The organism is Chitinibacter fontanus (genome assembly GCF_013423785.1).
GTDB classification, from domain to species: Bacteria; Pseudomonadota; Gammaproteobacteria; order Burkholderiales; family Chitinibacteraceae; genus Chitinibacter; species Chitinibacter fontanus.
This window is the reverse complement of the sequence record NZ_CP058952.1, coordinates 2,110,986-2,133,607: the sequence shown is the minus strand read 5'-3', so window position 1 is coordinate 2,133,607 and position 22,622 is coordinate 2,110,986. Positions and strand designations below refer to the sequence as shown.

Below are 22,622 nucleotides of genomic sequence, written 5' to 3'. Positions count from 1 at the left end.
ACCGCCCAATTGGGCGGTTTTTTTGCAATTAATTTAAAGTCGGTAGCAAATCAAACTGGTGAATTACACACTACTGCCAGCTTATTTCCCACCGGATCTCGCACATAAGCCGCATACCAATGTGGACCGTACTCACGCGGCCCCGGCGCACCTTCATCCTGCCCGCCGTGTGCCATCGCAGCCGCGTAGAATTGCTCGACTTGCTCATGCGTCTGAGCAGGAAAAGCCAGCATCGTGCCATTACCTGCCGTCGCAGGTTGACCATCAAACGGCGTAGCCACCCACACCACCAATCCCTCGCCGCTGCCACCTTGTGAATATGCTTTCCAACCCGGGAACGTCATATGCGACCCCCAACCCACAGTCGCCAATATGGCATCATAAAAAGCGCATGACAACGTATGATCATTTGCCCCCAGTGTCACATAACTTTGCATACCTGATCCTTTTGCATTGTGAAAGTAAGCAAATAGCAGCCTAACACAAAAGAACGATTGTTCTATCAAAATTTACGCAGGATCTAAATGGGGGTGTGAATGATCGGTACGCGCAGCCTAGAGCGCCCCAGTGAAATGTTGCACTAGCAAACTGCTACTCGCTACGCTCACCCATACCAACAAACCCAACACCAATGGGCGCCAGCCAGTGTTGCGTAGCCGCGCAACATCGGTCGACAAGCCAATTGCAGTCAGTGCGCCAATAATCAACAGCGGTGCAATTGTCCGGATTGGATCAATCAGCGCAGCGGGTAGCACTTCACTGGCAGCCGAAGCCAGTACGAAAAACACAATAAACCAAGGCACGCTAATCCGTAGCTTGCTGCCCGGCTGCTGGCGGCGCTGGTATACCATCGCGATAATCAGCGTGATTGGCACAATCATCATTGCCCGCGTCAGCTTCACAATCGTCGCATGATTCCCCGCGGCTTCACTCCACGCATAACCTGCCGCCACCACCGATGAAGTATCATTAATTGCCGTACCCGCCCACAAACCAAAGCCAATATCGCTCATATTGAGCCAGCTACCAATCAGCGGAAACAACAAGACCGCCACAATATTGAACAGAAAAATTGTCGATAACGCATAGGCCGTATCGTGCTCATCGGGCTTGAGCGCTGGCGTAATGGCCGCAATCGCAGAACCACCGCAAATCGCCGTACCTGCGCCAATCAGCACATTGAGTTTATTCGGGATTTTGAGCAAGCGCCCCAAAATCAGCGCCGTACCAAAGGCCACCGATAGGGTCACCGCAGTGACTTCCAGCGATTGCATTCCAGTCTTGGCTACTTGCTGGATTGGCAGGCAAAAGCCCATCGCCACAATCGAATACTGCAGCAATTGCTTACCAGCAAATTGAATGCCGGGCATACACTGAGCACTAGGCTTAAATGCCGGGCGAGCCAGCAAACCCAGCAACATCCCCATCACTGCACCACCCACCAGTGGGAACACCTCACCCAAAACCCACGCCGGTATCGACAAGGACCCGACCAGCAATAAGCCGGGCAGTAATGGATGGTTAATCGACAGTTTCATGATGGGCTCCTTGTACTTTGATACGGCAAGGATAAATTGCCCAATCCATCATGAATAACGGATAATATCTATCAAACCCATCGTCACAACCGATCAATTACGCCATGTTAAAACTCACGCTGCGCGAATTAGAAATCTTTGTCGCCATTTGCCAAGCCAGTGCCGTCGGCGCTGCGGGGCAAAAATTGGGGCTATCGCAATCAGCGACGAGCGGCGCGCTGTCCGAGTTGGAACGCCGACTGGGCGTGCAATTATTTGATCGCGTGGGCCGCGGTGTCGTGCTAAACGAGCAAGGTCGCTATTTGCTGCCCAAAGCCATGGATATGTTGCAGCAAGCACAGGAACTGGAAGCCAACTTTATCAATGGCGTTACTGGCCGCTTGCGTGTTGCCGCCAGCCTTACCATCGGAAACTATGTCATGCCGCGCCTACTGGAGCGCTGGCTGGCACTGGCGCCACAGGCTCAAATTGAGTTGGAAATCGTCAACTCACGCACCGTCTTGCGCCGCCTGCTCGACTGTCGTGCCGATCTGGGTTTTATTGAAGCCCCCTACAGCGACCCGCAACTGGTCACCGAACGCTGGCTCAATGATGAGCTTATCGTTTACACCCGCGCCGATCATCCACTGGTGGGCCAACCCACTGATCTGACCGCACTAGCGCGCAGCCCGTGGATATTGCGCGAACCCGGCTCTGGCGTGCGCCGCATGTTGGAAAGCATGTTGCTACCCCATCTGGGCAGCATCAATGTCTTACTGGAACTAGGTAGTGGTGAAGCCATTCGGGAAGCCGTGCGCGGCGGCCTAGGCATCGCCTGTGCCTCGCGCCGCGCCATCGCCCGCGAGCTGGCCAGCGGCGAATTTGCCATCTTGCCCACGCCGGGACTGAATTTAATGCGCCAATTTCATCTAGTCTGGCACGCCGAACGCCGCCTCGGCGGCAGTGCCGACCAACTGCGCTCGCTATGTCATCAATTACTAGCCGAAGAGCAAGCGGGGATACCAACATCAAGCAACAGCGCGACTGAAAAACTTTAACTCACACCTCAGCCCAGTAAGCGATGGAGAAACAATGAAACAGAGCTTTATTTTCGGAATGTTATTCCTGTACACGACGGCTTTCGCACAGGAACAATTAGATTGCAGCAAACCTGACTGCACTTATTGCGAGATCAACTGCGGCTGGCTACACCTCGAAAAACTCGACAAAAAGTTAAATCAGCAATACCAAAAAACCAAACGCGCGCTGACTGAATCACAGCAGCAATCACTCATTAATCAGCAAAGAAAATGGATAAAAGAGCGTGATGAAACCTGCTGGCCCAAGCTGCCAGAAGAAGAAATGCTCACCGCTAATTACAAGCTAGAAGCCATAGAATGCCTGAGCAACCAAACTAGCGACCGCACCGAGCAACTCAAACATTGGAAGCCAGAGAATAATTAAGCGTAGTGGCGCCAAGCAGCCAAAGCTCGTTGATTGAATATTGTGGACTGAAAAACCAGCCATTGTGGACCACAGCAATGGCTTGGCGGCTGCGCCGGAGGAGCACGGCATAACCACGCTTAGCGGTTTACCACCTTAGCAAAAGCGGCACCCTCGGGCTGACATCTAGTGCAGAAAAACTGATTACACAACACGAAAGAGCTTCCTTGCTCCTACATTTACAAGACATATAGCTTTCTGCAAAATAACAAATGCAACTAAACTATATTCAGGATAATCGTATGAAATTTGCCCGCACCCTAAGCACAACACTGCTACTCGCGCTCGCAGCCCCCTGCTACGCTAATTTAGATGCAGACCTCACCATTGCAGCCGATAATTATTGCACCGAAAAAAAGCCGAAAGACCTAGCAAGCGTCAATGCACTGCTAAAAAAAGGTGCTAACCCGCATAAAATCAACTCGACCGGAATGACCGCAGTCGACGTTGCAGCCTATCGCCGCTGCCCGCAATTACTCGAAATACTGTTAGAGAATCCCAAGCTAAAAATCGATGATATTGGCTCATTTGGAATGTCGCCCTTTCTGTTTACATTGGCTAACTACAAAGACAGCCCCGATGATAAACGCATGGTCGATCTCTATCTGAAGGCTGGCGTCAATGTAAACCAGTTCGACCCGACTCAAACCCAAACACCACTGATGCTCGTCAGTGGCATGAACCTCACCCCGCCACGCCCTGAGGTGATCGCCAAACTACTCAAAGCAGGCGCCAATGCCAAACTTAAAACGCCAAATGGCTACACCCCACTCAATACAGGCACCCTTGATTTACAAAGCTTACAACTACTTATTAACGCAGGTGCCGACGCTACCGCGGCCTCAACAATCGACGGAATAACCCCTTTGCATGTGGTTTGTCAGCGAGATAACGATTCAAGCGAGAAACCCGATCCGCAAGCAGCTGCACGGGTCAAATTGCTAATGGATCACGGCGCAAACATCAACGCTCTGCGCATCGACACCAAGGAAAGTGTGCTGATGCAAAATATAAAATTCGGTAATGTCGATTGCGTCGATGCACTCTTCAAAGCCGGTGCCAATCCAGCACTAAAAAACATCGCTGGCAAAACCGTCAAAGATGCAATCAAAACCCAAGGCATTTACTCGCCAGAGATGATTCAAGTCATTAAGCGGAACCTTAAATAAGCCACAGACGCATAGCAGCCAATGCCGGTTGATTGAATTTTGTGGGCAGTACAAATCTGCATTTTTTGATTCACGATGGCATGTGCCAGCTGCGCAGGCGGTACACCGGCGGTTTCGCCCGCCGGACTACGCGGCTCCTCGGCGATCAGCACCAACTAACGCAGGGGTATAGTCAGTAAAGCAAATATCGACAAAGCCTTCAGAACAATACAGCCACCAGTATTTACCACACTAGTGAGGTTAGGGCTTGGCTTCCCGTGTAGCGAAAACCGCAGCAAGGTGGGAGACAAACAGCCTTTTGTTTGGCTCACGACGCTGCAAGGCATGACGGAGCTTGGCAACTTGTTGCCTTAGCGTAGGCCGTGGCCTAAGGCTAACAGCGCGGAGCTCTTTTCGCCCGGGGCGCCTTTCTTTGCTGACTTTCTTTGGCGAAGCAAAGAAAGTCAGTGCCGCGGCGCACAGCCGCCAATGCCCGTTGATTGTTGTTGCAGAGAAAGAAAAACCGCCAGAATGATCCTGCTATTTTGTACATCCAATTACGCGGGATTGTCTCCGATTTCTCTACCTTTAATCGGAGCTACGAAGTCTAAAAACCCATTTCAGCCATCGCATAAACTCAATACGTTGCGCATATATAACTCCATAAACGACCAGTATCCCTGAGGTGGCTTTCAATAACTTGAAATTAGGTTCGGTAGAGAGAAAATTATGGAGAATGAGAACTGAGGCCGAAATCAGAATAATACCAGCGGTTATGGCCAATATTTTGCAATGTTGACGTGCAGCTTCCGCATAAAAACGATCTTCAAAACCTTGCGCAGTCAAAGCGCAATAAATCAATAACGTGGCAAGTAAACAATAAAAAGCAAATATACTATGGCCTGTTTTATAGGCTCCGTAGCTCATAAAAACACATACTACTGTTGCGACGAGGCGAATTAATTTAGTACCAGTTCTTAGTGGCCCACTGAGTTCAGCTTGCTTAATTTCACTCTTGGTTAATAAAACGGGAATCACAATCACGGCAATTGGTATAAGTACAAATGCGAGCAAGATAATAATTCCGAACAACATTTTTTGTTCCTGATTAATAGCGTATGCATTTCATGCAAAATTCAAAGTTTTACAGAGCGTGGGGCTGAATTGATAGCTCCTTAGTCTTCAGCAACTTTGTGATAGCTAAAAGACAAAGGCGGATTATGCTTCCGCATAACCCGCCTTAAATATCAACCTACTTTTTTCTTCAACAACTCCAACGCCATCCCCGGATTGGCTTTGCCGCCTGAGCCTTTCATCACTTGGCCGACCAAGGCATTGAGCGCCTTCTCTTTCCCGCTGCGATATTCCTCAATCGCTTTCGGATTGGCCGCCAGTACCGCGTCAACAATCGCTTCAATCGCGCCGGTGTCGGTTTCTTGTTTCAGACCATCGCGCTCGATAATCACATCAGCCGCATCGCCGCTGTCCCACATTTTTTTCAAAACGTCTTTGGCGGTTTTGTTGTTGATGGTGTTGTCCGAAATGCGCTTGATCAAGCCGGCCAGCGCTTCGGCATTCACTGGGCTATCGACGATGGTTTTCTCTTCGCGATTCAGCGTGGCGGAGATGTCGCCCATGATCCAGTTGGCGGCCAGTTTGGCATCGGCACCGGCTGCGACGGTAGCTTCGAAGAATGCGGCCAGCTCTTTGCTGGCGGTGAGCGTGCGGGCGTCGTAGGCAGATAGGCCATACTGCTCGGCGAAGCGCGCTTGCATCGCGACGGGTAGCTCTGGCAATTCGCGCTGTACGCGCTCCACCCATTCCTCGCTGATTACCAGTGGCGGCAAGTCTGGATCGGGGAAGTAGCGGTAGTCGTGCGCGTCTTCTTTGCTGCGCATCATGCGGGTTTCGCCGCTGTCTGGGTCGAACAGAATCGTGGCTTGCTGGATTTTGCGGCCGGATTCGATTTCGTCGATCTGCCATTGCACTTCGTACTTGATAGCCTGCTCAATGAATTTGAACGAGTTCAGGTTTTTGATCTCGCGGCGCGTGCCGAACTCGGCTTGGCCTTCGGGGCGCACCGACACGTTCACGTCGCAACGGAAGCTGCCTTCCTGCATATTGCCGTCGCAAATGCCGATCCAGGTTACCAATGAATACAAGGCTTTGGCATAGGCCACCGCTTCGGCGGCCGAGCGCATTTCTGGCTCGGAAACGATTTCGAGCAGCGGCGTACCGGCGCGGTTCAGGTCAATGCCGGATGCGCCGTGGAAGTCTTCGTGCACCGATTTACCGGCATCTTCTTCTAGATGCGCGCGGGTCAGGTTGATGACTTTCTCGTACGGGTCACCCTTGGCAGGCTGCACCTGAATGGTGAGCTGGCCGCCTTCCACCACTGGCAGCTCGAACTGGCTGATTTGGTAGCCCTTCGGCAAATCAGGGTAGAAGTAATTTTTACGCGCAAAGATTGATTTGCGGTTTACTTTGGCGCCAATGGCCAAGCCAAACTGAATGGCTTTTTCGACCGCCGCACGGTTCATCACCGGCAGCGCGCCGGGTAGCGCAATATCAACGACCGCAGTTTGCGTGTTTGGCGCCGCGCCAAACGCGGTGCTGGCGGCGGAGAAAATTTTAGATTTGGTGGTGAGCTGGGTATGTACCTCAAGCCCGATGACAACTTCCCATTTCATGGTTTTGTCTCTCTTGTCTTTTAAATTGCGCCGTCAGACTGACGGCGATACCAATATGGATATTCTTCAGTAAAACCCAGTTGCGCGTACAAGGCACAAGCAGCGTGATTGGCGGCGACGACCTGCAACACCGCTTTAGTCGCGCCCTGCTGCTGCGACCAAGCCAGCAAATGCGACACCAAACGACGGGCATAGCCTTGGCGGCGTTGCTCAGCAAGGGTTACCACGTCATACAGTAGTACGGTATTAAATTGCAGCACTGCTAATGCACAAGCCACTGCCTTGCCATCGTGGAACAAAGTGGCAAATTGCGTCGGGCAGGCATAGCTCGATAGCATTTGCCATGCAGTGGCCTGATGTGACTCAGGCACATGATTGAGCTCAGCAAAACGGCTAAACCAGTCTGCGCTCACCTTGTCGCTACTCTGTACGGCCACATCAAGGGCAAAATCACCCGCTTGCAGTGAGCGGCTTTGCACTGAGCAGTAATCAATCAAGTCGTAACCACGCTCAAGTAAAACATCATCGAGCGCTTGCGCTGCTGGTGATAGCTTAAACAGCGCGGGCAAGCCCTGCTGCTGATAGCGTTGCTCGCAATACGCGACTTTTTGCAGCATAGGTAAATCACCTTGCCACATCGGTGTGACCGAATTTGCTCGCTTGGTATAGCCCGCAGCAAAGCGCAGCACCCAGCCATCGAGATACTCGTTGGCAAGGGCTGGCCACGCACTGCTAGTTAGAGTTTCCAAATGAGCAACGTCGCGCAACTGCATGGTTTTACAGGCTCGGGCTACGCGTATGCCAATCGGTGGCTTGCTGATATTGGTGTGCAACGCCAAGCATTTTGGCCTCGCTAAAGTAATTACCAATAATTTGCAGGCCGATTGGGTGGCCGTTAGATGCGAAGCCGACTGGTACGCTCATGCCGGGCAAGCCCGCTAAGTTAACGCCCAGCGTGTAGATATCTTCCAGATACACAGCGATTGGATCAGCGTTTTTCTCGCCGACATTCCAAGCGGTACTTGGCGTGACCGGCCCCATGATCACATCGCACTGGGCAAACGCAGCTTGGAAATCATTGGCGATCAGGCGGCGAACTTTTTGCGCCTTAATATAGTAGGCATCGTAGTAGCCGTGGCTGAGTACATAGGCTCCAGTCAAAATACGGCGTTTGACTTCGGCACCAAAGCCTTCGGCGCGCGTTTGCTCGTACATATCGTCTAGATTGCCGGTTTTGGCGGTGCGATGGCCGTAACGTACGCCGTCAAAACGCGACAAGTTACTTGACGCTTCTGCTGGTGCAATCACGTAGTACGATGGAATTGCCAGCTTGGTATTGGGCAAGCTGATATCGACAATTGTCGCCCCCAGAGCTTTGTATTGCTCAATCGCAGCATTGATCGCTGTGGCGACTTCAGGATTCAGCCCATCAGCAAAATACTCGCGTGGCAAACCGATTTTCAGTCCAGCGAGTGGCGTCGCCAGATCACGCGTGTAGTCTTCTTTAGCGTGCTCAAGGCTGGTTGAGTCGCGCTCATCAAAGCCTGCCATTACGTTGAGCATCAGCGCACAATCTTCGGCAGTGTGCGCCATCGGGCCGCCTTGATCCAAGGAGCTCGCATACGCCACCATGCCATAACGGCTGACAATGCCGTAGGTTGGTTTGATACCAGTAATACCGCAGAACGCCGCCGGTTGGCGAATCGAGCCGCCAGTATCGGTGCCGGTAGCTACCGCCGTAAAACCTGCCGCCACCGCAGCGGCTGAGCCACCTGATGAACCGCCAGGAACGGCTTTGGTATCCCACGGGTTTTTCACCGCGCCGTAAAAGCTGTTTTCATTGGCCGAACCCATCGCGAATTCGTCCATATTGGCACGCGCCACCACAATGAAACCAGCGGCATCGCAGTTTTCCGCGACTTGTGATGAATACGGGGCGATAAAATTATCCAGCATTTTGCTGCCGCAGCTGGTTTTCCAGCCTTCGTGGCAGAAGATGTCTTTATGAATCAGCGGCACACCGAGCATAGGGCGGGTGTCGCCTGCGGCACGCGCGGCATCGGCCGCTGCTGCGGCAGCCAAGGCTTGCTCGCCATTAATTGTGACCAAAGCATTTAGTTTGGCATTGTGCGCGGCGATTTGCGCCAAACATTCGGTAACCAAGGCAACCGAAGTCGTTTGGCCTGCGGCCAGCGCGTCAATCTGTTGTTTTAAAGTTTGCATATCGCTTTGAAAGATAGGCGGGAATCACCCTCACACCGTATCCCTCACTCCTTATCAAATCACTCGATTACTTTCGGTACCAGATACAGCCCGTTTTCCACGCTCGGTGCAACGGCTTGGAAGGCATCGCGACGATTTGGGGCTGTGGCAACATCTTCACGCAGACGCAACATGACGTCCTGCGCATGGGCCATCGGCTCAATACCTTCGGTATCCACGGCGCGCATTTCTTCGATCAGCGCAAAAAGTTGATTCAATTGGGACTGGCTAGCAGTCACCTCATCGTCGCTTACCGCAATGCGGGCCAAGCGAGCAATGCGGCGTACATCGTCCTGTGACAAAGACATGGTCGTATTTACCCCGTAAAACCTTCAATAACGTCAACACAATAGGGTATCATATTGGGTTTGATTCTCCCACCCGAGAACTAAATGGGTTGGAATCAAGACAAAGCTTGGCCTGCACGCGATGAGCGACATACCGCAATGCAGCATTAAGCCCCCAATTTCAGGGTATTGATTGGCAAAAAATCGCTGTTTGATACCGCTTTATACCGCTTTAGACACGTGAGATTCGCAATGTTTGGACTTCTTTCCGGCTACTTTGCCAACGATATCGCCATCGACTTGGGCACTGCCAATACTTTGATTTACATGCAAGGCAAGGGCATCGTGTTGGACGAGCCATCTGTGGTTGCCATTCAACAAGAAGGCGGCCCATCGGGCAAAAAAACAATTTTGGCGGTCGGTGCAGAAGCAAAAAAAATGTTGGGCCGCACACCAGGTAATATCACCGCAGTACGCCCGATGAAAGATGGTGTAATCGCCGACTTCACCATCACCGAGCAAATGCTCAAGCAGTTCATCAAGAAAGTTAACCCAAGCCGGATGTTCTCTTCCCCTCCCCGTATCGTGATTTGTGTTCCTTGCGGCTCTACGCAAGTTGAGCGCCGTGCTATCCGTGAATCGGCCCTCGGTGCTGGCGCACGCAAAGTGGAACTGATTGAAGAGCCAATGGCGGCGGCGATTGGTGCTGGCTTGCCGGTGGAAGAAGCAACCGGCTCAATGGTGGTGGATATTGGTGGCGGCACGACTGAAGTGGGCGTCATTTCATTGGGCGGTATCGTGTACGCCAGCAGCGTGCGCGTGGGCGGCGATAAATTTGATGAGGCCATCATCAACTATATCCGTCGTAACTACGGCATGTTGATTGGTGAAACGACGGCCGAAGAAATCAAAAAACGCATCGGCTCGGCCTTCCCTGGCGCAGAAGTACGTGAGATGGAAGTAAAAGGTCGCAATCTGGCGGAAGGTATTCCTCGCTCGTTCACCATTTCAAGCAATGAAATTCTGGAAGCATTGACCGACCCACTAAACCAGATCGTGTCGGCTGTAAAACAAGCGCTGGAACAAACACCGCCTGAGCTGGGTGCCGATATTGCTGAAAAAGGCATGGTGCTGACTGGTGGTGGCGCCTTGTTGCGCGATCTGGATCGCTTGTTGATGGAAGAAACCGGCCTGCCAGTGATTGTGGGCGAAGACCCACTCACATGCGTCGTGCGCGGCTCCGGCAAAGCATTAGAGAAGCTCGATAAGGGCGGCATCGGCATCTTCACCAACGACTGAGATTTAATCGGGTATACCAACAAAGGCCATACATAGTATGGCCTTTTGGCACATACCCCATGCCATTATGCAAGCCACTCAACCTACGTTCTTTAAGCAGGGCCCCAAACCACTGACTCGGGTGTTGATTTTTTCAACCCTCTCAGTGGCTTTGATCGTTGGCGATGCTTACAACCATTTGCTTGGCCGCGTGCGTGAGCAGATTTCGATCGCTCTGTATCCATTGCAATGGCTGGCGACTGCGCCAACCAATGCGGTGATCGAAGCGAGTAGCTTTTTGCAACGCCAAAGTGAGCTAATTTCTGAAAATCGGCAGCTAAATGATGCGCGTTTGATTGCCCAAGGGCAGGAAATGCGCCTGAAAGCGCTGGAAAAAGAAAACGCCCATTTGCGTGCCCTGCGCGTTGCCAGCGAAAACAATCCGCGCCAAAGTCAGCTCACGCAGATTTTATATAATGGGCGTGACCCGTTTGGTGCCAAACTCATCGTCGATCTGGGACAACGCTCGGGTGTAACCGAGGGGCAAATTGCGCTCGATGCCAGCGGTGTAGTCGGCCAAGTGATCCGCGTACAGCCAATGACCAGCGAAGTGCGCTTAATTTCTGATCGCGATCACATGGTACCGGTCGTGGTTGGCCGCAATCAGTTGCGAACAGTGGTGTACGGTGCTGGCCGCCAAAACCCACTGGAAGTGCGCAATATGGCACCGAATGTCGATATTCAAGTTGGGGATGTACTGCTGACCTCAGGGATTGATGGCGTTTATCCGGCAGGGCTACCCGTAGCGAAAGTGACCAAGGTTGAGCGCTCGGCGGGTACCGCCTTTGCGCGCATTCAATGCCAGACGCTGGCAGCAATTGATCAGCATCGCTTCTTGTTACTGCTCAATGCGCCAGCCCCGCTGCCTCCCTATCCAGAAGCCACTCCGGCCCCGAAAGCAAAGGGACACTGATGCCGATTAGTCGCCAAATGCTACGCCCTGTAGGGGGCGGTTTTATTTTCTTCTCATTTGTGATCGCGCTCTTGATCAATTTGCTGCCATGGCAAATTACGGCAATTAGTTTTGCGCCTGATTTTGTTGCGCTGCTGATCATTTACTGGACACTAAACCAACCGCGCCGCTTCGGAATTGCTTGGGCATTTTTACTTGGGATTCTGATGGATGTTGCCGACGGCAATGTACTAGGCCAACACGCGTTAGCGTATACCGTGATCACCTATCTGGCATTATCCCGCCAGCGCCAGCTGGCCGTGTTTCCATTCTGGCAACAAGCACTGGTTGCGCTAGCACTACTACTACTCTCGCAATCGATTATGCTGGCTATCCGGCTACTAATGGGCGCCAGCTTTATTGGCTGGGGCTATTTTGCCGGTAGTTTGCTGGCGGCATTTTTGTGGCCACCACTGTCAAATCTGATGATTATGTATCAACGCAAGGATGTACCGGACGAGCTATGAAGGTATTTGACTTGCCCTTTCACGCAAAGGCCGCGCAATGAACGGCCGCGTCGTGATGAATCAGCACAACGAGCGCAATGCATTCCAAATTCGCCTCGCGGTTGCTGCACTGTTTATTCTGACCCTATTTGGGGTACTGGTTGGGCGCTTTGTCTGGCTGCAAATTTTGCAGCACGATCGCTATATGACGCTGGCCGAACAAAACCGGATTTCCTTGGTGCCGATTACACCATCACGCGGCATTATTCGTGACCGCAATGGCGTGGTGCTGGCGCACAACTTCTCGGCCTACACTTTGGAAATTACGCCGTCCAAGGTCGGCAATCTGGAAGACACCATTAATCGGCTCAAAGGCATCGTCGACATCACCCCCAAAGATCGTCGCCGCTTTAAAAAGCTGCAGGAAGAAACCAAAGATTTTGAAACGCTGCCGATTCGCACCAAGCTCAGCGACGAGGAAGTCGCGCGCTTTGCCGCACAAAGCTATCGCTTTCCTGGTGTCGAGATCAAAGCCCGCTTGTTTCGACAGTATCCACAAGGCGAATCGGCCAGCCATTTGATCGGCTACATTGGCCGGATTAATGACAAAGACCTCAAAGGTCTGGATGAAGATGGCCGGCTGGCCAATTACCGAGGCACCGATCACATCGGTAAACTTGGCCTCGAACAAAGCTATGAAGATCAACTACATGGCGTAACTGGCTTTGAGCAGGTGGAGATTGATTCAGGCGGCCGCGCAGTCCGCACCCTGAAGCGCACACCACCCCAATCGGGCAAAGACTTAACGCTGTCGGTCGATATCAAGTTACAACAAATGGTGGAGCAACAATTTGCGGCCCGCCGCGGCTCTTTGGTGGCGATCGATCCGCGATCCGGTGGTATTTTGGCGCTCGTCTCGCAACCAGGCTTTGACCCTAATTTATTTGTGGATGGCATCGACCCGCAAAGCTGGACCGAGCTGAACGAATCCATCGACAAGCCCTTACTCAATCGCGCGATACGCGGTGAATACCCGCCAGGCTCGACTTTCAAGCCATTTATGGCGATCGCTGCGTTAGAGCTCAATACCCCGATTGTGCATCAAACCATCTCTGACCCCGGCTATTTCATCTATGGCGGGCATCGGTTTAATGACTCGAAAAAAGGGGGTTATGGCTCAATGAGCTTTGACCGCTCGATTGCGCTGTCATCCGATACCTACTTCTACCAGATGGCTGTGCAAATGGGGATTGATAACATTGCCAAAGCCATGTCGGAACTGGATTTTGGCAAAACCACAGGTTCGGATTTACCCGGTGAGCGCCCTGGCATCTTGCCAAGCCCGGAATGGAAGAAACAACGCTTTAAAAAACCCGCGCAGCAAAAATGGTATTCGGGCGAAACCGTGTCAATCGGTATTGGTCAAGGTTACAACGCCTACACCCCAATGCAAATGGCGCATGCCACCGCCACGCTGGCCAATCGTGGCGTGATGTTCAAACCCCATGCAGTGCAATCCATTACTGACCCAGCTACAGGTAAAACCACCCCGGTAGAGCCCAAGCCAGTCAAAACGATGGATTGGAAACCCGAAAACATCGAACGGGTGATTCGCGGCATGGAAGGCGTAATGACGGTCGGTACAGGTGCTAGTGTATTTAAAAATGCTCCTTACGTTTCGGCCGGTAAAACGGGTACCGCGCAGGTCTATAGCCTGAAAGGCGCCAAATATAACGCCAATGCAATTAAAGAGCGGCTACGCGACCACTCATGGTTTATTGCCTTTGCCCCTGCCGACAAACCAACAATTGCACTAGCGGTCATTGTGGAAAATGGCGGTTTTGGTGCACAAGCAGCCGCCCCAATTGCCCGCAAGGTGCTCGATTATTATCTCACCGGCAAATTGCCGAGCGATCCAGCCATCGCCAGCAATGCCTCATCGGCCGCTTCGGCGCCAGTTAGCGAGGAGACGCCACGTGATTAAACATATTTGGGAGCGGATTAAAAAGCCAATTGATCCGTGGTTGCTGTTGTTTATTGTATTGCTGTTTATTGTTTCGTCATTTGTTTTGTATTCCGCCTCAAACCGTGATCTGGAACGGGTACTTGATAAAGTAACCTTCATGGGAATTGCGCTGTTTATTATGTGGTGCATCGCCAATATTCAACCGCGCATCTTAATGCAACTGGCCCTGCCTGCTTATGCGGTGGGCGTTATCTTGCTGATTGCCGTTGAGCTATTTGGTGTTACGAGCCATGGTGCGACCCGCTGGCTCAATATCGGCATTACCCGTATCCAGCCTTCTGAGCTCATGCGTCTAGCACTGCCTTTAATGCTGGCTTGGTATTTCCATCATTTTGAGTCCACGCTCAATTGGCGGCACTTTATTGTTGCGGCTTTGATTATGGTGGTGCCAGTGGTGCTGATCTTGAAGCAGCCCGACTTGGGTACATCACTATTGATTGCATCATCAGGCTTTTATGTGCTGTTTTTTGCCGGCCTATCATGGCGTTTTATCGGCCTGATGTCGGGCGCCATCGCTGCCTTTGCCTATGTGGTGACACACTGGAATATGTGCATTAATGTCTTACATGAATACCAGTGCCGCCGCATTGCCACGATGCTGGACCCAATGGAAGACCCGCTCGGCGCGGGCTACCACATCATTCAAGGTACGATTGCGATTGGCTCTGGCGGCTGGTTCGGCAAAGGCTGGCTGGCAGGTACGCAAACCCATTTGGATTTCATCCCCGAGCGCACAACCGACTTTATCTTTGCCGTCTATGGTGAAGAATTTGGTTTGGTCGGTAATTGCATCTTGCTGATTTTGTACCTGCTGGTTATTTTCCGCGGCTTGATGATTTCCAATAGCGCCAATACTTTATTTGGGCGCTTGCTGGCGGGCGCAATTGCGATGAACTTTTTCACCTATGCGCTCGTCAATATGGGCATGGTGTCGGGGATGTTGCCCGTGGTGGGCGTACCCTTGCCGCTGATTTCCTACGGTGGTACGTCGATGGTGTCGATTTTGGCGACGTTTGGCTTATTAATGAGTATTCAGCGTGATCGCTCGTTAATGAAGGGTTAGGCATGAAATTAAGTACAAAGTGTATATTGACTGGGGCATTGCTGATCAGCGCCTGCAGCACAACACCCCCACCCAGTATACCAAGCAAACCTGCACCACAGCCTGTCACCACGCCAGCGAGCACGACCAGTACAACGCCATCGCCCTATAGCTGCAGCTATGCCCCTAAAGCAGGCAATGGCGCATTCTATAAAGATGATGGTCCAATGAGCGACCTACCCGCAAATCTGGATTATGTTGCCGAGCCAACACCGCGCTGGGAGCCGCTGCATAAATGGGCCAATCGCCCCTACAGTGTGCTGGGTTTATCATTTACCCCGCTTGATGCACCTGGTCAGCTCACCGAGCAAGGCATCGCGAGCTGGTATGGCCGCAAATTTCACGGGCAAAAAACCAGCACCGGCGAAGTGTACGATATGTTCCAAATGACTGCCGCGCACCCAACTTTGCCGCTTCCGAGCTATGCGCGAGTAACTAATGTTAAGAATGGCCGTAGCGTCATTGTTCGTGTCAATGACCGGGGACCATTTCACAAAGGGCGGGTGATGGACTTATCGTTTCTGGCCGCCTGCCGTCTAGGCTATGCCACAGGCGGCAGCGCCGAGGTCAAAGTTGAGAGCCTGCTTCCTAGCGACGCCCCAAGCCAGATCATTAGTGCTGCGGCCCAGCCCATCCCCACTCGCGCACCAAGCAGCGCTACAGCACCGCGTGCGATCCCAGTTTCAGATCAAGCGGGGGCTATTTTTGTGCAACTTGGGGCGTTCAGCTCGGCGCAAAATGCCGATAATTTCAAAGCGCATCTGGCACGGGAATTGGAGCAAGATGCAGACAAACTCAATATTCATACGGCCAATAATTTGTATCGCGTGCGCCTCGGCCCCTATGCCAGCCGCGACCAAGCACTCAGTGCCATTAGCCGAATTACAGGTGAGAAAAATCTGCAGGCAGTGATTAGCCGCTAACAGGCTGACACTTATCCCGCACAAAATTGACAGCTTGATTTCATTTTTCACGGGCAATAGCATAATATCGCAATAGCAATGCTGCTTTTTACCTTTTCCTATTGCCAGGGCGACTATGACTTTTCAAGAATCAATTCAAGTTTGCTTCAAAAAATATGCGGATTTCAATGGCCGCGCCTCTCGTTCTGAATACTGGTGGTTTGCGTTATTTGCTTTTTTGGTCAGCATTTTGCTCAGCGCCAGTGGTGCAGGACTAATCTCTGGCTTGTTCTCATTGGCCACTTTGGTACCTAGCTTGGCCGTTGGGGTACGTCGCTTGCATGACTTAGGCAAAAGCGGCTGGTTTTTGCTAATCGCGCTGATCCCACTGATTGGGGCGCTAATCCTGATTTACTGGTTTATTCAACCAAGCACCGATAGCAATCAATTTGGCGAGCCGGCCGAAGGCTAAGCTAGCCGTGCTAACAAAAAGCCACCCGATGGGTGGCTTTTTTATGCGCTTATAGGATGAAGTCGGTTGTAATAGATAGGCGGTGATTCATACGGCACAGCTACATCATTAAACATGCCGTATAGCTTCAAAACGCTTTATTTTCAAAAGCTAGGTGCATATACCCTAACGCAAACCAGGGTGATCTCGCTGTGGTTTGTCCAGCCAATAGCCCTGTACCTGATCAACGCCAAAATCGACCAGCATCTTGAAAATGGCTTCATTTTCAACAAATTCGGCAATCGTCGTTTTACCCAAATCGTGCGCAATACTGACCATCCCGCGCACAAATACTTGGCTATCCCGATCGTTCTGCAAATCGCGAATAAATAAACCATCAATTTTCAGTACATCGGCTTTCAATTGTTTGAGATAGGCAAAAGACGCAAAACCAACCCCGAAATCATCTAGACACACTACACAACCCGTGCTGCGCAGCGCATCAATAAAGCGTTGTGCATCGGTCATATCCGATACGGCAGAAGTCTCGGTTAGCTCTACTAGCAGGCGTTGTGGGCACACATGATGCTTGTGCAGCAAGTCATGGATGTATTTGGGAAGATCGGGGTCATCAAATGAACGGCCAGATACATTCACGGCAATCGATGGGCAATCGGGATAATTAGCCAATTGGCGAATCACCTGCGCAATGACCCAACGATCCAAATCCAGAATCTTGCCGGTTTTTTCCGCATGCGGAATAAAGTGGTTCGGCATAATGACGCCGCCGGGCGAATTAGCATCTTTCATCCGCACCAGCGCTTCCAGATGCGCCAGCGATTTATCATGACAGTGGTAAATGCCCTGAAAATGTAGCTCGAAACCATCATGTTCCAACGCATCAATAATCCGCTCTTTCCAAGACAGGCGGCTTAATTCATTGCGCGAATGATCAGCATCGGGTCGATACAAGCGCCAAGTTCCTTTACCGGCCGCTTTAGCCTGATACATGGCCGAATCGGCATGTGCCACCAGATCCTCAGCATTCTCGGCATGCTGCGGATACAAAGCGACACCTACCGAGGTGCTCGGCCGCATCTGATGCGAGCCAGCCATAAATTGAATCTGAGAAATCGAGCTCACAATCCGGTCCGCTAATTTACTCACTTCAAATTCGCCGCACTCAGGCAAGAGCACAGCAAATTCATCGCCACCGAGGCGCGACAAGACTTCATGCCGACGCACCTGTTTACCAATTTCGCGTGCAATCGCCTTGAGCAACTCATCGCCCACTGCATGGCCAAAACTATCATTCACATGCTTGAATTCATCCAGGTCAAAGAACACCAGCGCCATTGATTGTTGGCGGCGATCGGCTTCAGACACCATACGTTCGAGCTCTTGCTGGAAACGATGGCGGTTATACAAGCCAGTCAATGCGTCGCGTTCAGCCAGATTAACCATATGCTCAGCCAGCGCCCGTTGCTGAGTAACATCTTCGTACACCCACATGCGGCCATTGGTATTACCTTTCGGGTCGAGTACGCGATAGCAGTTTTGCGTTACGATCCTGCCGTCATTCATTGTTACCTCGCCAAATTCGACGCGGTCTTCCATCAAGGACAATTCTTCCAAATAAATCGACAAAATATCGCCGATGGCTGGGCGATTATCGGCTTGTTGTAACACTTGGCCAATCGGTCGATGGCTGCTTAAATCAGCACTGGAAATACCCCACAACTCACAGAATGCGGGGTTAAAAAACACCACTCGGTTGTCATTATCTAAAAACAATACGCCAAAGCGCATCGCCGCCAGTAATGCCAACATCCGTGCCCGTTCGGACTCGGCGCGTTGTAAGTAGCTTTGCCCCAACGATTGAATCTGGCGTAACTCAACCACGGCTTTGCGCAAGGCCAGACGGTCATCTTTCATATCGCTGTTGTCGCGCAGGCTGGCGCGCAAACCCAAATACTGCCCTTGAGCATCGATCAGCGGCATCCAGCTCGCGGAGGCCCAAAATAAAGAGCCATCCCGGCGCACCGCCCGGAATTCATAATCTTGTTGCACTGCCCGTTCGGCCAATGCCTGCTTAAGTGCAGATTCAAACCGAGAGCGCTCTTCCGGTGTCGCGAGGGTGAGCGGAAAATCGGACAACAGCTGGCACTCATTGACCGAATAGCCGGTAATCCGCTCGACCGAGGCATTCACCCAAATGAGCTTGCCTTCCGGGTCCAACCACAGCTCTGCGCTATAGGTATGGTCAGCAATTGCGTGAAACTTGGCCTCTGATTGCGACAACGCCAGCACCCGATCACGAATCACCCGCGCCATTTCATTAAAACGGCGAGTAATTTGCGATACTTCGTCGTAGCCGGTAGGTTCGGCCATGGCTTCAAAATGCCCCTGGCTCGCGGTTTCTGCCGCACTGATGATGCGGTAAAGGTGGCGCGTGAGCCAAACTCCTAATACGGACATCAGCACTATCGTCACCAGCAGCCCAGTTCCTAAACCCAACGCACTTTGCCAAATTAGGCGCTTCGCGGCCTCAAACATAATGCTATTGGACAGGCCAAAACGCAGCTCGCCTAAAGCCTCGCCGCCTTGCTCAATGCGAGTAGCCGCATGAATCAATACTGGGTCGGTATCGGCAACTACCTGCAGCGAGGTGAGCGGCGGCAAAGCTTGCGCCACATCCCAGCCACGGGCCGCGATAATTTGTTGTTTGGGGTCAAGCAGGATCAGGTAATCGATCCCTTCGGTCGAGCGAATGCCATCCAGCAAATCACTGGCTTTGGCGAGATCACCACTGGCAAGAGGCGTGGTAAAGGCAGCACTGAGAAGGCGGGATAATTCTTGCACCCGCACCTCGGTAACATGCTGCACCATCTCGCTCCAGATGCGCGAGGTATTAAATAGCAATACCACCAGCAGCAGCGACTGCACCAGCACGCTGGCAGCAATTAATCGGGCTCGCAGCGAAGAAAAAAGGAGGTTACTTTTCATAGCGTCGAGCTTACTATTTCTTGACCTATCTGCACTAGCAAAATACAGAAAAAGAGGCAAAACCACATCGTCAAAACAAACGATAGCTCAACCCCAGTGGCAATCTAGCGTGCTAACGGCTTAATAAAGACTTTCGAGCGGCGCTGATAGTTGTACAGCTGTTTTTTCTCGATCGGCAATACTTCAACCGTGGCCTGCGTAAAACCACGTTCAACAAACCAGTGGCTGGTACGCGTTGTCAGTGCAAACAGTTTTTCCATACCCAATCCACGCGCCTGCTGCTCAACGTGACGCAGCAAATCGGCACCGCGATCTTCATCACGATAGTCAGGATGAATCACCAAGCAAGCAAGCTCGGCCATTTTGCTATCGGCAAACGGGTGAATTGCCACAATGCCGATAATTTTGCCGTCATGTTCCAATACTGAGTACCGGTGTACCTCGCGCTCCAAGAGTTCACGACCGCGTTTGACCAATACCCCCTGATCTTCCAGTGGCTCGATCAGCGCCAGCATCCCGCCGATGTCATCAATCGTCGCGTGGCGCAACGTTTCCAACGAGGCGCGCGAGATCATTGTCCCGATGCCATCGTGGGTAAAGAGCTCCATCAGCAAGCTCCCATCGACATGGTGCGTCACCAGATGCGCCCGCTTTACGCCATAACGTACCGCGCGAATCGCACAGGGCAAATACAGCTGCACGTCTTCGTTCACATTGGGGTGATCAGCCAGAAATTGCTCGGCCTCCACCGCAGTCAGCTCGGTTTGCAACTCACCCGCTTCATCGACCACGCCTTGCGAGCCAAACATAAACAACAATTTATCGGCTTTGAGCGCGATCGCGGCGCTAGTGGCAACGTCTTCAAGCGTTAAGTTAAAAATCTCACCGGTGGGCGAATAGCCGATGGTCGACAGCAACACCATTTCACCATCATCAAGCCGATAGTTAATCGCTGTGGTATCGATTTTGCGCACTTCGCCGGTATATTGCAGATCAATACCATCACGCACCCCCATCGGTTGCGCGGTAACAAAATTACCTGCTGACACACGAATATCGGCATTCGCCATTGGTGAATTGGCCAACCCCATCGACAACCAGGACTCGATTTCAACCCGCACATGACCTGCAGCCTGAATCACGCATTCGAGCGCCTGTTGATCTGTGACCCGCACCCCATTGTGATACTGCGGCTCGAGATGACGTTCGGCCATACGCGCCTCAATTTGTGGACGAGCACCATGCACCACGATGAGACGCACACCGAGACTCGTCAGCAAATTAATATCATGTGTTAGCGTGGCAAACTTGCCATCACGCACCACTTCGCCACCAAGCGCAATTACAAAGGTACGGCCACGAAAAGCGTGAATATATGGCGCAGCCTGACGGAACCACTGAACAAAATCTTGCATTAAAGCGCCTCTAGGGCCAAAGGTTAAATGAGGGTATATTGCCCAAGCCTATTTATTTAATAATCTACAAGGCAATACCCATCAATATGCACCATGCCCACTCACCACCGTGCGGATGGTTTTGCAGACAATTGCAATGTCATACCACAAATTCCAATTCTTCACGTACCACGCATCGAGCGCAACCCGTTCGGCATAGCTGGTGTCATTACGTCCAGATACTTGCCATAAGCCAGTGAGGCCAGGGCGGGCTTCGAGATAAAAATCCACTTTATCACCGTAACGTTCCAATTCGGCGTCAATAATCGGTCGCGGGCCGACCAAGCTCATTTCACCTTTAATCACATTCCACAGCTGTGGAATCTCATCGAGACTGGTTTTGCGTAAAAAAGCGCCAATTTTGGTAATCCGTGGATCGTTGCGCAGCTTGAAGTCCAGATCCCATTCGGCCTTCGCAACGGGGTCACTAGCCAGCAGTTTTTCGAGTACTTCCTGACTATTGTGCACCATGGTGCGAAATTTCCAGCATTTGAACGGCACGCCATTCATACCAACGCGGACATGACCAAAAAACACCGCACCAGGACCGCCTTCTTTTTTGATTCGCAAGACAACATAGGCCAGCAGCGGCGATAGCAACAGCAAACCAACACTAGCGCCAAACAGGTCAAACGCACGCTTGAGCAGAATCAGCGGTTTAACCATCAGGTTATTGCGTACACGTAGTAGCAGCACTTCATGGCTAAAAAAGTGGTGCGGCACCACGCCAAACAGCGGCAGGCCAGCAATCGGCGGAATAATGTGAATATCTTTGTAACGCAGCGACAGTTGCTCGACCTGATTTTGCAATTGGCGCAGCTCTTCTTCATCAACGGCAATCACGACATGCGGGCGGCCATTGTCCGTCAGCCATTGCAATAATTCCTCGCGCGCCAATCGAACGACAGGTAAAGATTGTTGACCAAATACCAATTCAGCGGGAGCTTGGTCATCAATCGACACAAAAGCCTGCACTTCAAAACCCAGCTGCCGCTCTGAAGTCATCGCGCGATAGGCGTCTTGCGCATTGATACCCGCGCCAATGATCACCGTTGGCAATTGCCAAATCCGCCGCTTCAACAATAAAGCCTTCATAGCGGAACGGGCATAAGGCAATAGAATCAGCGCCATACCCCACGACACAGGCCATAGGAAACGTGAAATCGTAAACTTGCCCAACAACACCAACATGCCATTGAGTAGCGCCGCTAACAGCAGGGCACGCAAAACCTCAAGCAATTCATCCCAAAATGGCAGGCGCAAGCTGTAATGCCCTCGCCACCAGAAGTTTGCCACCGTAATGATGGCTAAACCGAGAAATGCCAATCCCTGTTGACGACCTTCCCATACCCACCAAAGCTCCATACTGGCGCCGATGCGGTGATAGCGAAAAATCCATAGCAGCAACATTGCCAAGCCAAAAGATACGCCCAGCGCCAAAAAATCGGCCAGCGCTAGCCATGGTTTCGCTCGCTCTGGTTGCAAATGCTTGTTTTGTATATTTACCGAAGCCACAACTTATCCAGTTTATTAATACT

At 51.8% G+C, this 22,622-nt stretch carries 20 protein-coding genes; 10 read left to right on the top strand and 10 right to left on the bottom strand.

From position 1 onward, the window contains the following. Positions 1-50: 50 nt before the first annotated feature. Together HZU75_RS10080 and HZU75_RS10075 are read right to left on the bottom strand one after the other, a co-directional pair. Positions 51-437 carry a VOC family protein gene (locus HZU75_RS10080; protein WP_180305964.1) on the bottom strand — a complete coding sequence of 129 codons (387 nt, stop codon included), beginning with the start codon at positions 435-437 and terminating at the stop codon, positions 51-53. A gap of 117 nt (positions 438-554) precedes the next feature. Further along, on the bottom strand, positions 555-1,538 hold the full coding sequence (locus HZU75_RS10075) for a YeiH family protein (protein WP_180305963.1): 984 nt from the start codon (positions 1,536-1,538) through the stop codon (positions 555-557). A 104-nt stretch (positions 1,539-1,642) separates the two neighbouring features. Here HZU75_RS10075 and HZU75_RS10070 point away from each other — a divergent pair, with 104 nt between their 5' ends. The 3 genes from HZU75_RS10070 to HZU75_RS10060 all read left to right on the top strand — a co-directional run bounded on the left by HZU75_RS10070 (position 1,643) and on the right by HZU75_RS10060 (position 4,189). Then, positions 1,643-2,575 (top strand): LysR family transcriptional regulator, encoded by a 933-nt coding sequence (locus HZU75_RS10070; RefSeq protein WP_180305962.1) that lies wholly within the window; start codon positions 1,643-1,645, stop codon positions 2,573-2,575. A 34-nt stretch (positions 2,576-2,609) separates the two neighbouring features. After that, a complete protein-coding gene (locus HZU75_RS10065; RefSeq protein WP_180305961.1) occupies positions 2,610-2,981 on the top strand; it encodes a lysozyme inhibitor LprI family protein in 372 nt (123 codons plus the stop codon). A 281-nt stretch (positions 2,982-3,262) separates the two neighbouring features. Further along, positions 3,263-4,189, top strand: a complete 927-nt coding sequence (locus HZU75_RS10060) for an ankyrin repeat domain-containing protein (protein ID WP_180305960.1) — start codon at positions 3,263-3,265, stop codon at positions 4,187-4,189. Between the two features lie 567 nt (positions 4,190-4,756). Here HZU75_RS10060 and HZU75_RS10055 read toward each other — a convergent pair. The 5 genes from HZU75_RS10055 to gatC all read right to left on the bottom strand — a co-directional run bounded on the left by HZU75_RS10055 (position 4,757) and on the right by gatC (position 9,428). Further along, on the bottom strand, positions 4,757-5,263 hold the full coding sequence (locus HZU75_RS10055) for a hypothetical protein (protein WP_180305959.1): 507 nt from the start codon (positions 5,261-5,263) through the stop codon (positions 4,757-4,759). A 152-nt stretch (positions 5,264-5,415) separates the two neighbouring features. Beyond that, on the bottom strand, positions 5,416-6,858 hold the full coding sequence (gatB, locus tag HZU75_RS10050) for an Asp-tRNA(Asn)/Glu-tRNA(Gln) amidotransferase subunit GatB (RefSeq protein ID WP_180305958.1): 1,443 nt from the start codon (positions 6,856-6,858) through the stop codon (positions 5,416-5,418). A gap of 20 nt (positions 6,859-6,878) precedes the next feature. After that, positions 6,879-7,631 carry a GNAT family N-acetyltransferase gene (locus tag HZU75_RS10045; protein ID WP_180305957.1) on the bottom strand — a complete coding sequence of 251 codons (753 nt, stop codon included), beginning with the start codon at positions 7,629-7,631 and terminating at the stop codon, positions 6,879-6,881. Between the two features lie 4 nt (positions 7,632-7,635). Next, positions 7,636-9,081 (bottom strand): Asp-tRNA(Asn)/Glu-tRNA(Gln) amidotransferase subunit GatA, encoded by a 1,446-nt coding sequence (gene gatA / locus HZU75_RS10040; RefSeq protein WP_180305956.1) that lies wholly within the window; start codon positions 9,079-9,081, stop codon positions 7,636-7,638. A gap of 59 nt (positions 9,082-9,140) precedes the next feature. Further along, positions 9,141-9,428, bottom strand: coding sequence for an Asp-tRNA(Asn)/Glu-tRNA(Gln) amidotransferase subunit GatC (gene gatC / locus HZU75_RS10035; RefSeq protein ID WP_180305955.1), 288 nt, complete (start codon positions 9,426-9,428; stop codon positions 9,141-9,143). 231 nt (positions 9,429-9,659) lie between these two features. Here gatC and HZU75_RS10030 point away from each other — a divergent pair, with 231 nt between their 5' ends. The 7 genes from HZU75_RS10030 to HZU75_RS10000 all read left to right on the top strand — a co-directional run bounded on the left by HZU75_RS10030 (position 9,660) and on the right by HZU75_RS10000 (position 16,645). Continuing rightward, on the top strand, positions 9,660-10,706 hold the full coding sequence (locus HZU75_RS10030) for a rod shape-determining protein (RefSeq protein ID WP_180305954.1): 1,047 nt from the start codon (positions 9,660-9,662) through the stop codon (positions 10,704-10,706). Positions 10,707-10,743: 37 nt separating this feature from the next. Then, complete coding sequence (gene mreC / locus HZU75_RS10025; RefSeq protein ID WP_180305953.1) at positions 10,744-11,658, top strand: rod shape-determining protein MreC; 915 nt, start codon at positions 10,744-10,746, stop codon at positions 11,656-11,658. Continuing rightward, positions 11,658-12,164 carry a rod shape-determining protein MreD gene (gene mreD, locus HZU75_RS10020; RefSeq protein ID WP_180305952.1) on the top strand — a complete coding sequence of 169 codons (507 nt, stop codon included), beginning with the start codon at positions 11,658-11,660 and terminating at the stop codon, positions 12,162-12,164. The genes mreC and mreD overlap by 1 nt, the downstream gene beginning before the upstream one ends. A 37-nt stretch (positions 12,165-12,201) precedes the next feature. Next, entirely contained in the window at positions 12,202-14,127 is a 1,926-nt protein-coding gene (mrdA, locus tag HZU75_RS10015; RefSeq protein ID WP_228028021.1) for a penicillin-binding protein 2, read from the top strand. After that, positions 14,075-15,232, top strand: coding sequence for a rod shape-determining protein RodA (rodA, locus tag HZU75_RS10010; RefSeq protein ID WP_180305951.1), 1,158 nt, complete (start codon positions 14,075-14,077; stop codon positions 15,230-15,232). The genes mrdA and rodA overlap by 53 nt, the downstream gene beginning before the upstream one ends. A gap of 2 nt (positions 15,233-15,234) precedes the next feature. Then, entirely contained in the window at positions 15,235-16,194 is a 960-nt protein-coding gene (locus HZU75_RS10005) for a septal ring lytic transglycosylase RlpA family protein (protein WP_180305950.1), read from the top strand. A gap of 115 nt (positions 16,195-16,309) precedes the next feature. After that, positions 16,310-16,645, top strand: a complete 336-nt coding sequence (locus HZU75_RS10000) for a DUF805 domain-containing protein (protein WP_180305949.1) — start codon at positions 16,310-16,312, stop codon at positions 16,643-16,645. Between the two features lie 165 nt (positions 16,646-16,810). On the opposite strand, the gene HZU75_RS09995 is transcribed toward HZU75_RS10000, so the two are convergent. The 3 genes from HZU75_RS09995 to wbaP form a co-directional block, all read right to left on the bottom strand. Then, positions 16,811-19,630, bottom strand: a complete 2,820-nt coding sequence (locus HZU75_RS09995; RefSeq protein ID WP_180305948.1) for a bifunctional diguanylate cyclase/phosphodiesterase — start codon at positions 19,628-19,630, stop codon at positions 16,811-16,813. 104 nt (positions 19,631-19,734) lie between these two features. Then, positions 19,735-21,045 (bottom strand): amino-acid N-acetyltransferase, encoded by a 1,311-nt coding sequence (gene argA / locus HZU75_RS09990; RefSeq protein ID WP_180305947.1) that lies wholly within the window; start codon positions 21,043-21,045, stop codon positions 19,735-19,737. A gap of 81 nt (positions 21,046-21,126) precedes the next feature. Then, complete coding sequence (gene wbaP / locus HZU75_RS09985; protein WP_180305946.1) at positions 21,127-22,599, bottom strand: undecaprenyl-phosphate galactose phosphotransferase WbaP; 1,473 nt, start codon at positions 22,597-22,599, stop codon at positions 21,127-21,129. Between the last annotated feature and the right edge of the window lie 23 nt (positions 22,600-22,622).

Coding starts and splice junctions, on each gene's coding strand:
- HZU75_RS10080 (WP_180305964.1), bottom strand. CDS start 437: ATGCAAAGTTATGTGACACTGGGGGCAAATGATCATACGTTGTCATGC.
- HZU75_RS10075 (WP_180305963.1), bottom strand. CDS start 1,538: ATGAAACTGTCGATTAACCATCCATTACTGCCCGGCTTATTGCTGGTC.
- HZU75_RS10070 (WP_180305962.1), top strand. CDS start 1,643: ATGTTAAAACTCACGCTGCGCGAATTAGAAATCTTTGTCGCCATTTGC.
- HZU75_RS10065 (WP_180305961.1), top strand. CDS start 2,610: ATGAAACAGAGCTTTATTTTCGGAATGTTATTCCTGTACACGACGGCT.
- HZU75_RS10060 (WP_180305960.1), top strand. CDS start 3,263: ATGAAATTTGCCCGCACCCTAAGCACAACACTGCTACTCGCGCTCGCA.
- HZU75_RS10055 (WP_180305959.1), bottom strand. CDS start 5,263: ATGTTGTTCGGAATTATTATCTTGCTCGCATTTGTACTTATACCAATT.
- gatB (WP_180305958.1), bottom strand. CDS start 6,858: ATGAAATGGGAAGTTGTCATCGGGCTTGAGGTACATACCCAGCTCACC.
- HZU75_RS10045 (WP_180305957.1), bottom strand. CDS start 7,631: ATGCAGTTGCGCGACGTTGCTCATTTGGAAACTCTAACTAGCAGTGCG.
- gatA (WP_180305956.1), bottom strand. CDS start 9,081: ATGCAAACTTTAAAACAACAGATTGACGCGCTGGCCGCAGGCCAAACG.
- gatC (WP_180305955.1), bottom strand. CDS start 9,428: ATGTCTTTGTCACAGGACGATGTACGCCGCATTGCTCGCTTGGCCCGC.
- HZU75_RS10030 (WP_180305954.1), top strand. CDS start 9,660: ATGTTTGGACTTCTTTCCGGCTACTTTGCCAACGATATCGCCATCGAC.
- mreC (WP_180305953.1), top strand. CDS start 10,744: ATGGCCTTTTGGCACATACCCCATGCCATTATGCAAGCCACTCAACCT.
- mreD (WP_180305952.1), top strand. CDS start 11,658: ATGCCGATTAGTCGCCAAATGCTACGCCCTGTAGGGGGCGGTTTTATT.
- mrdA (WP_228028021.1), top strand. CDS start 12,202: ATGAACGGCCGCGTCGTGATGAATCAGCACAACGAGCGCAATGCATTC.
- rodA (WP_180305951.1), top strand. CDS start 14,075: ATGCCTCATCGGCCGCTTCGGCGCCAGTTAGCGAGGAGACGCCACGTG.
- HZU75_RS10005 (WP_180305950.1), top strand. CDS start 15,235: ATGAAATTAAGTACAAAGTGTATATTGACTGGGGCATTGCTGATCAGC.
- HZU75_RS10000 (WP_180305949.1), top strand. CDS start 16,310: ATGACTTTTCAAGAATCAATTCAAGTTTGCTTCAAAAAATATGCGGAT.
- HZU75_RS09995 (WP_180305948.1), bottom strand. CDS start 19,630: ATGAAAAGTAACCTCCTTTTTTCTTCGCTGCGAGCCCGATTAATTGCT.
- argA (WP_180305947.1), bottom strand. CDS start 21,045: ATGCAAGATTTTGTTCAGTGGTTCCGTCAGGCTGCGCCATATATTCAC.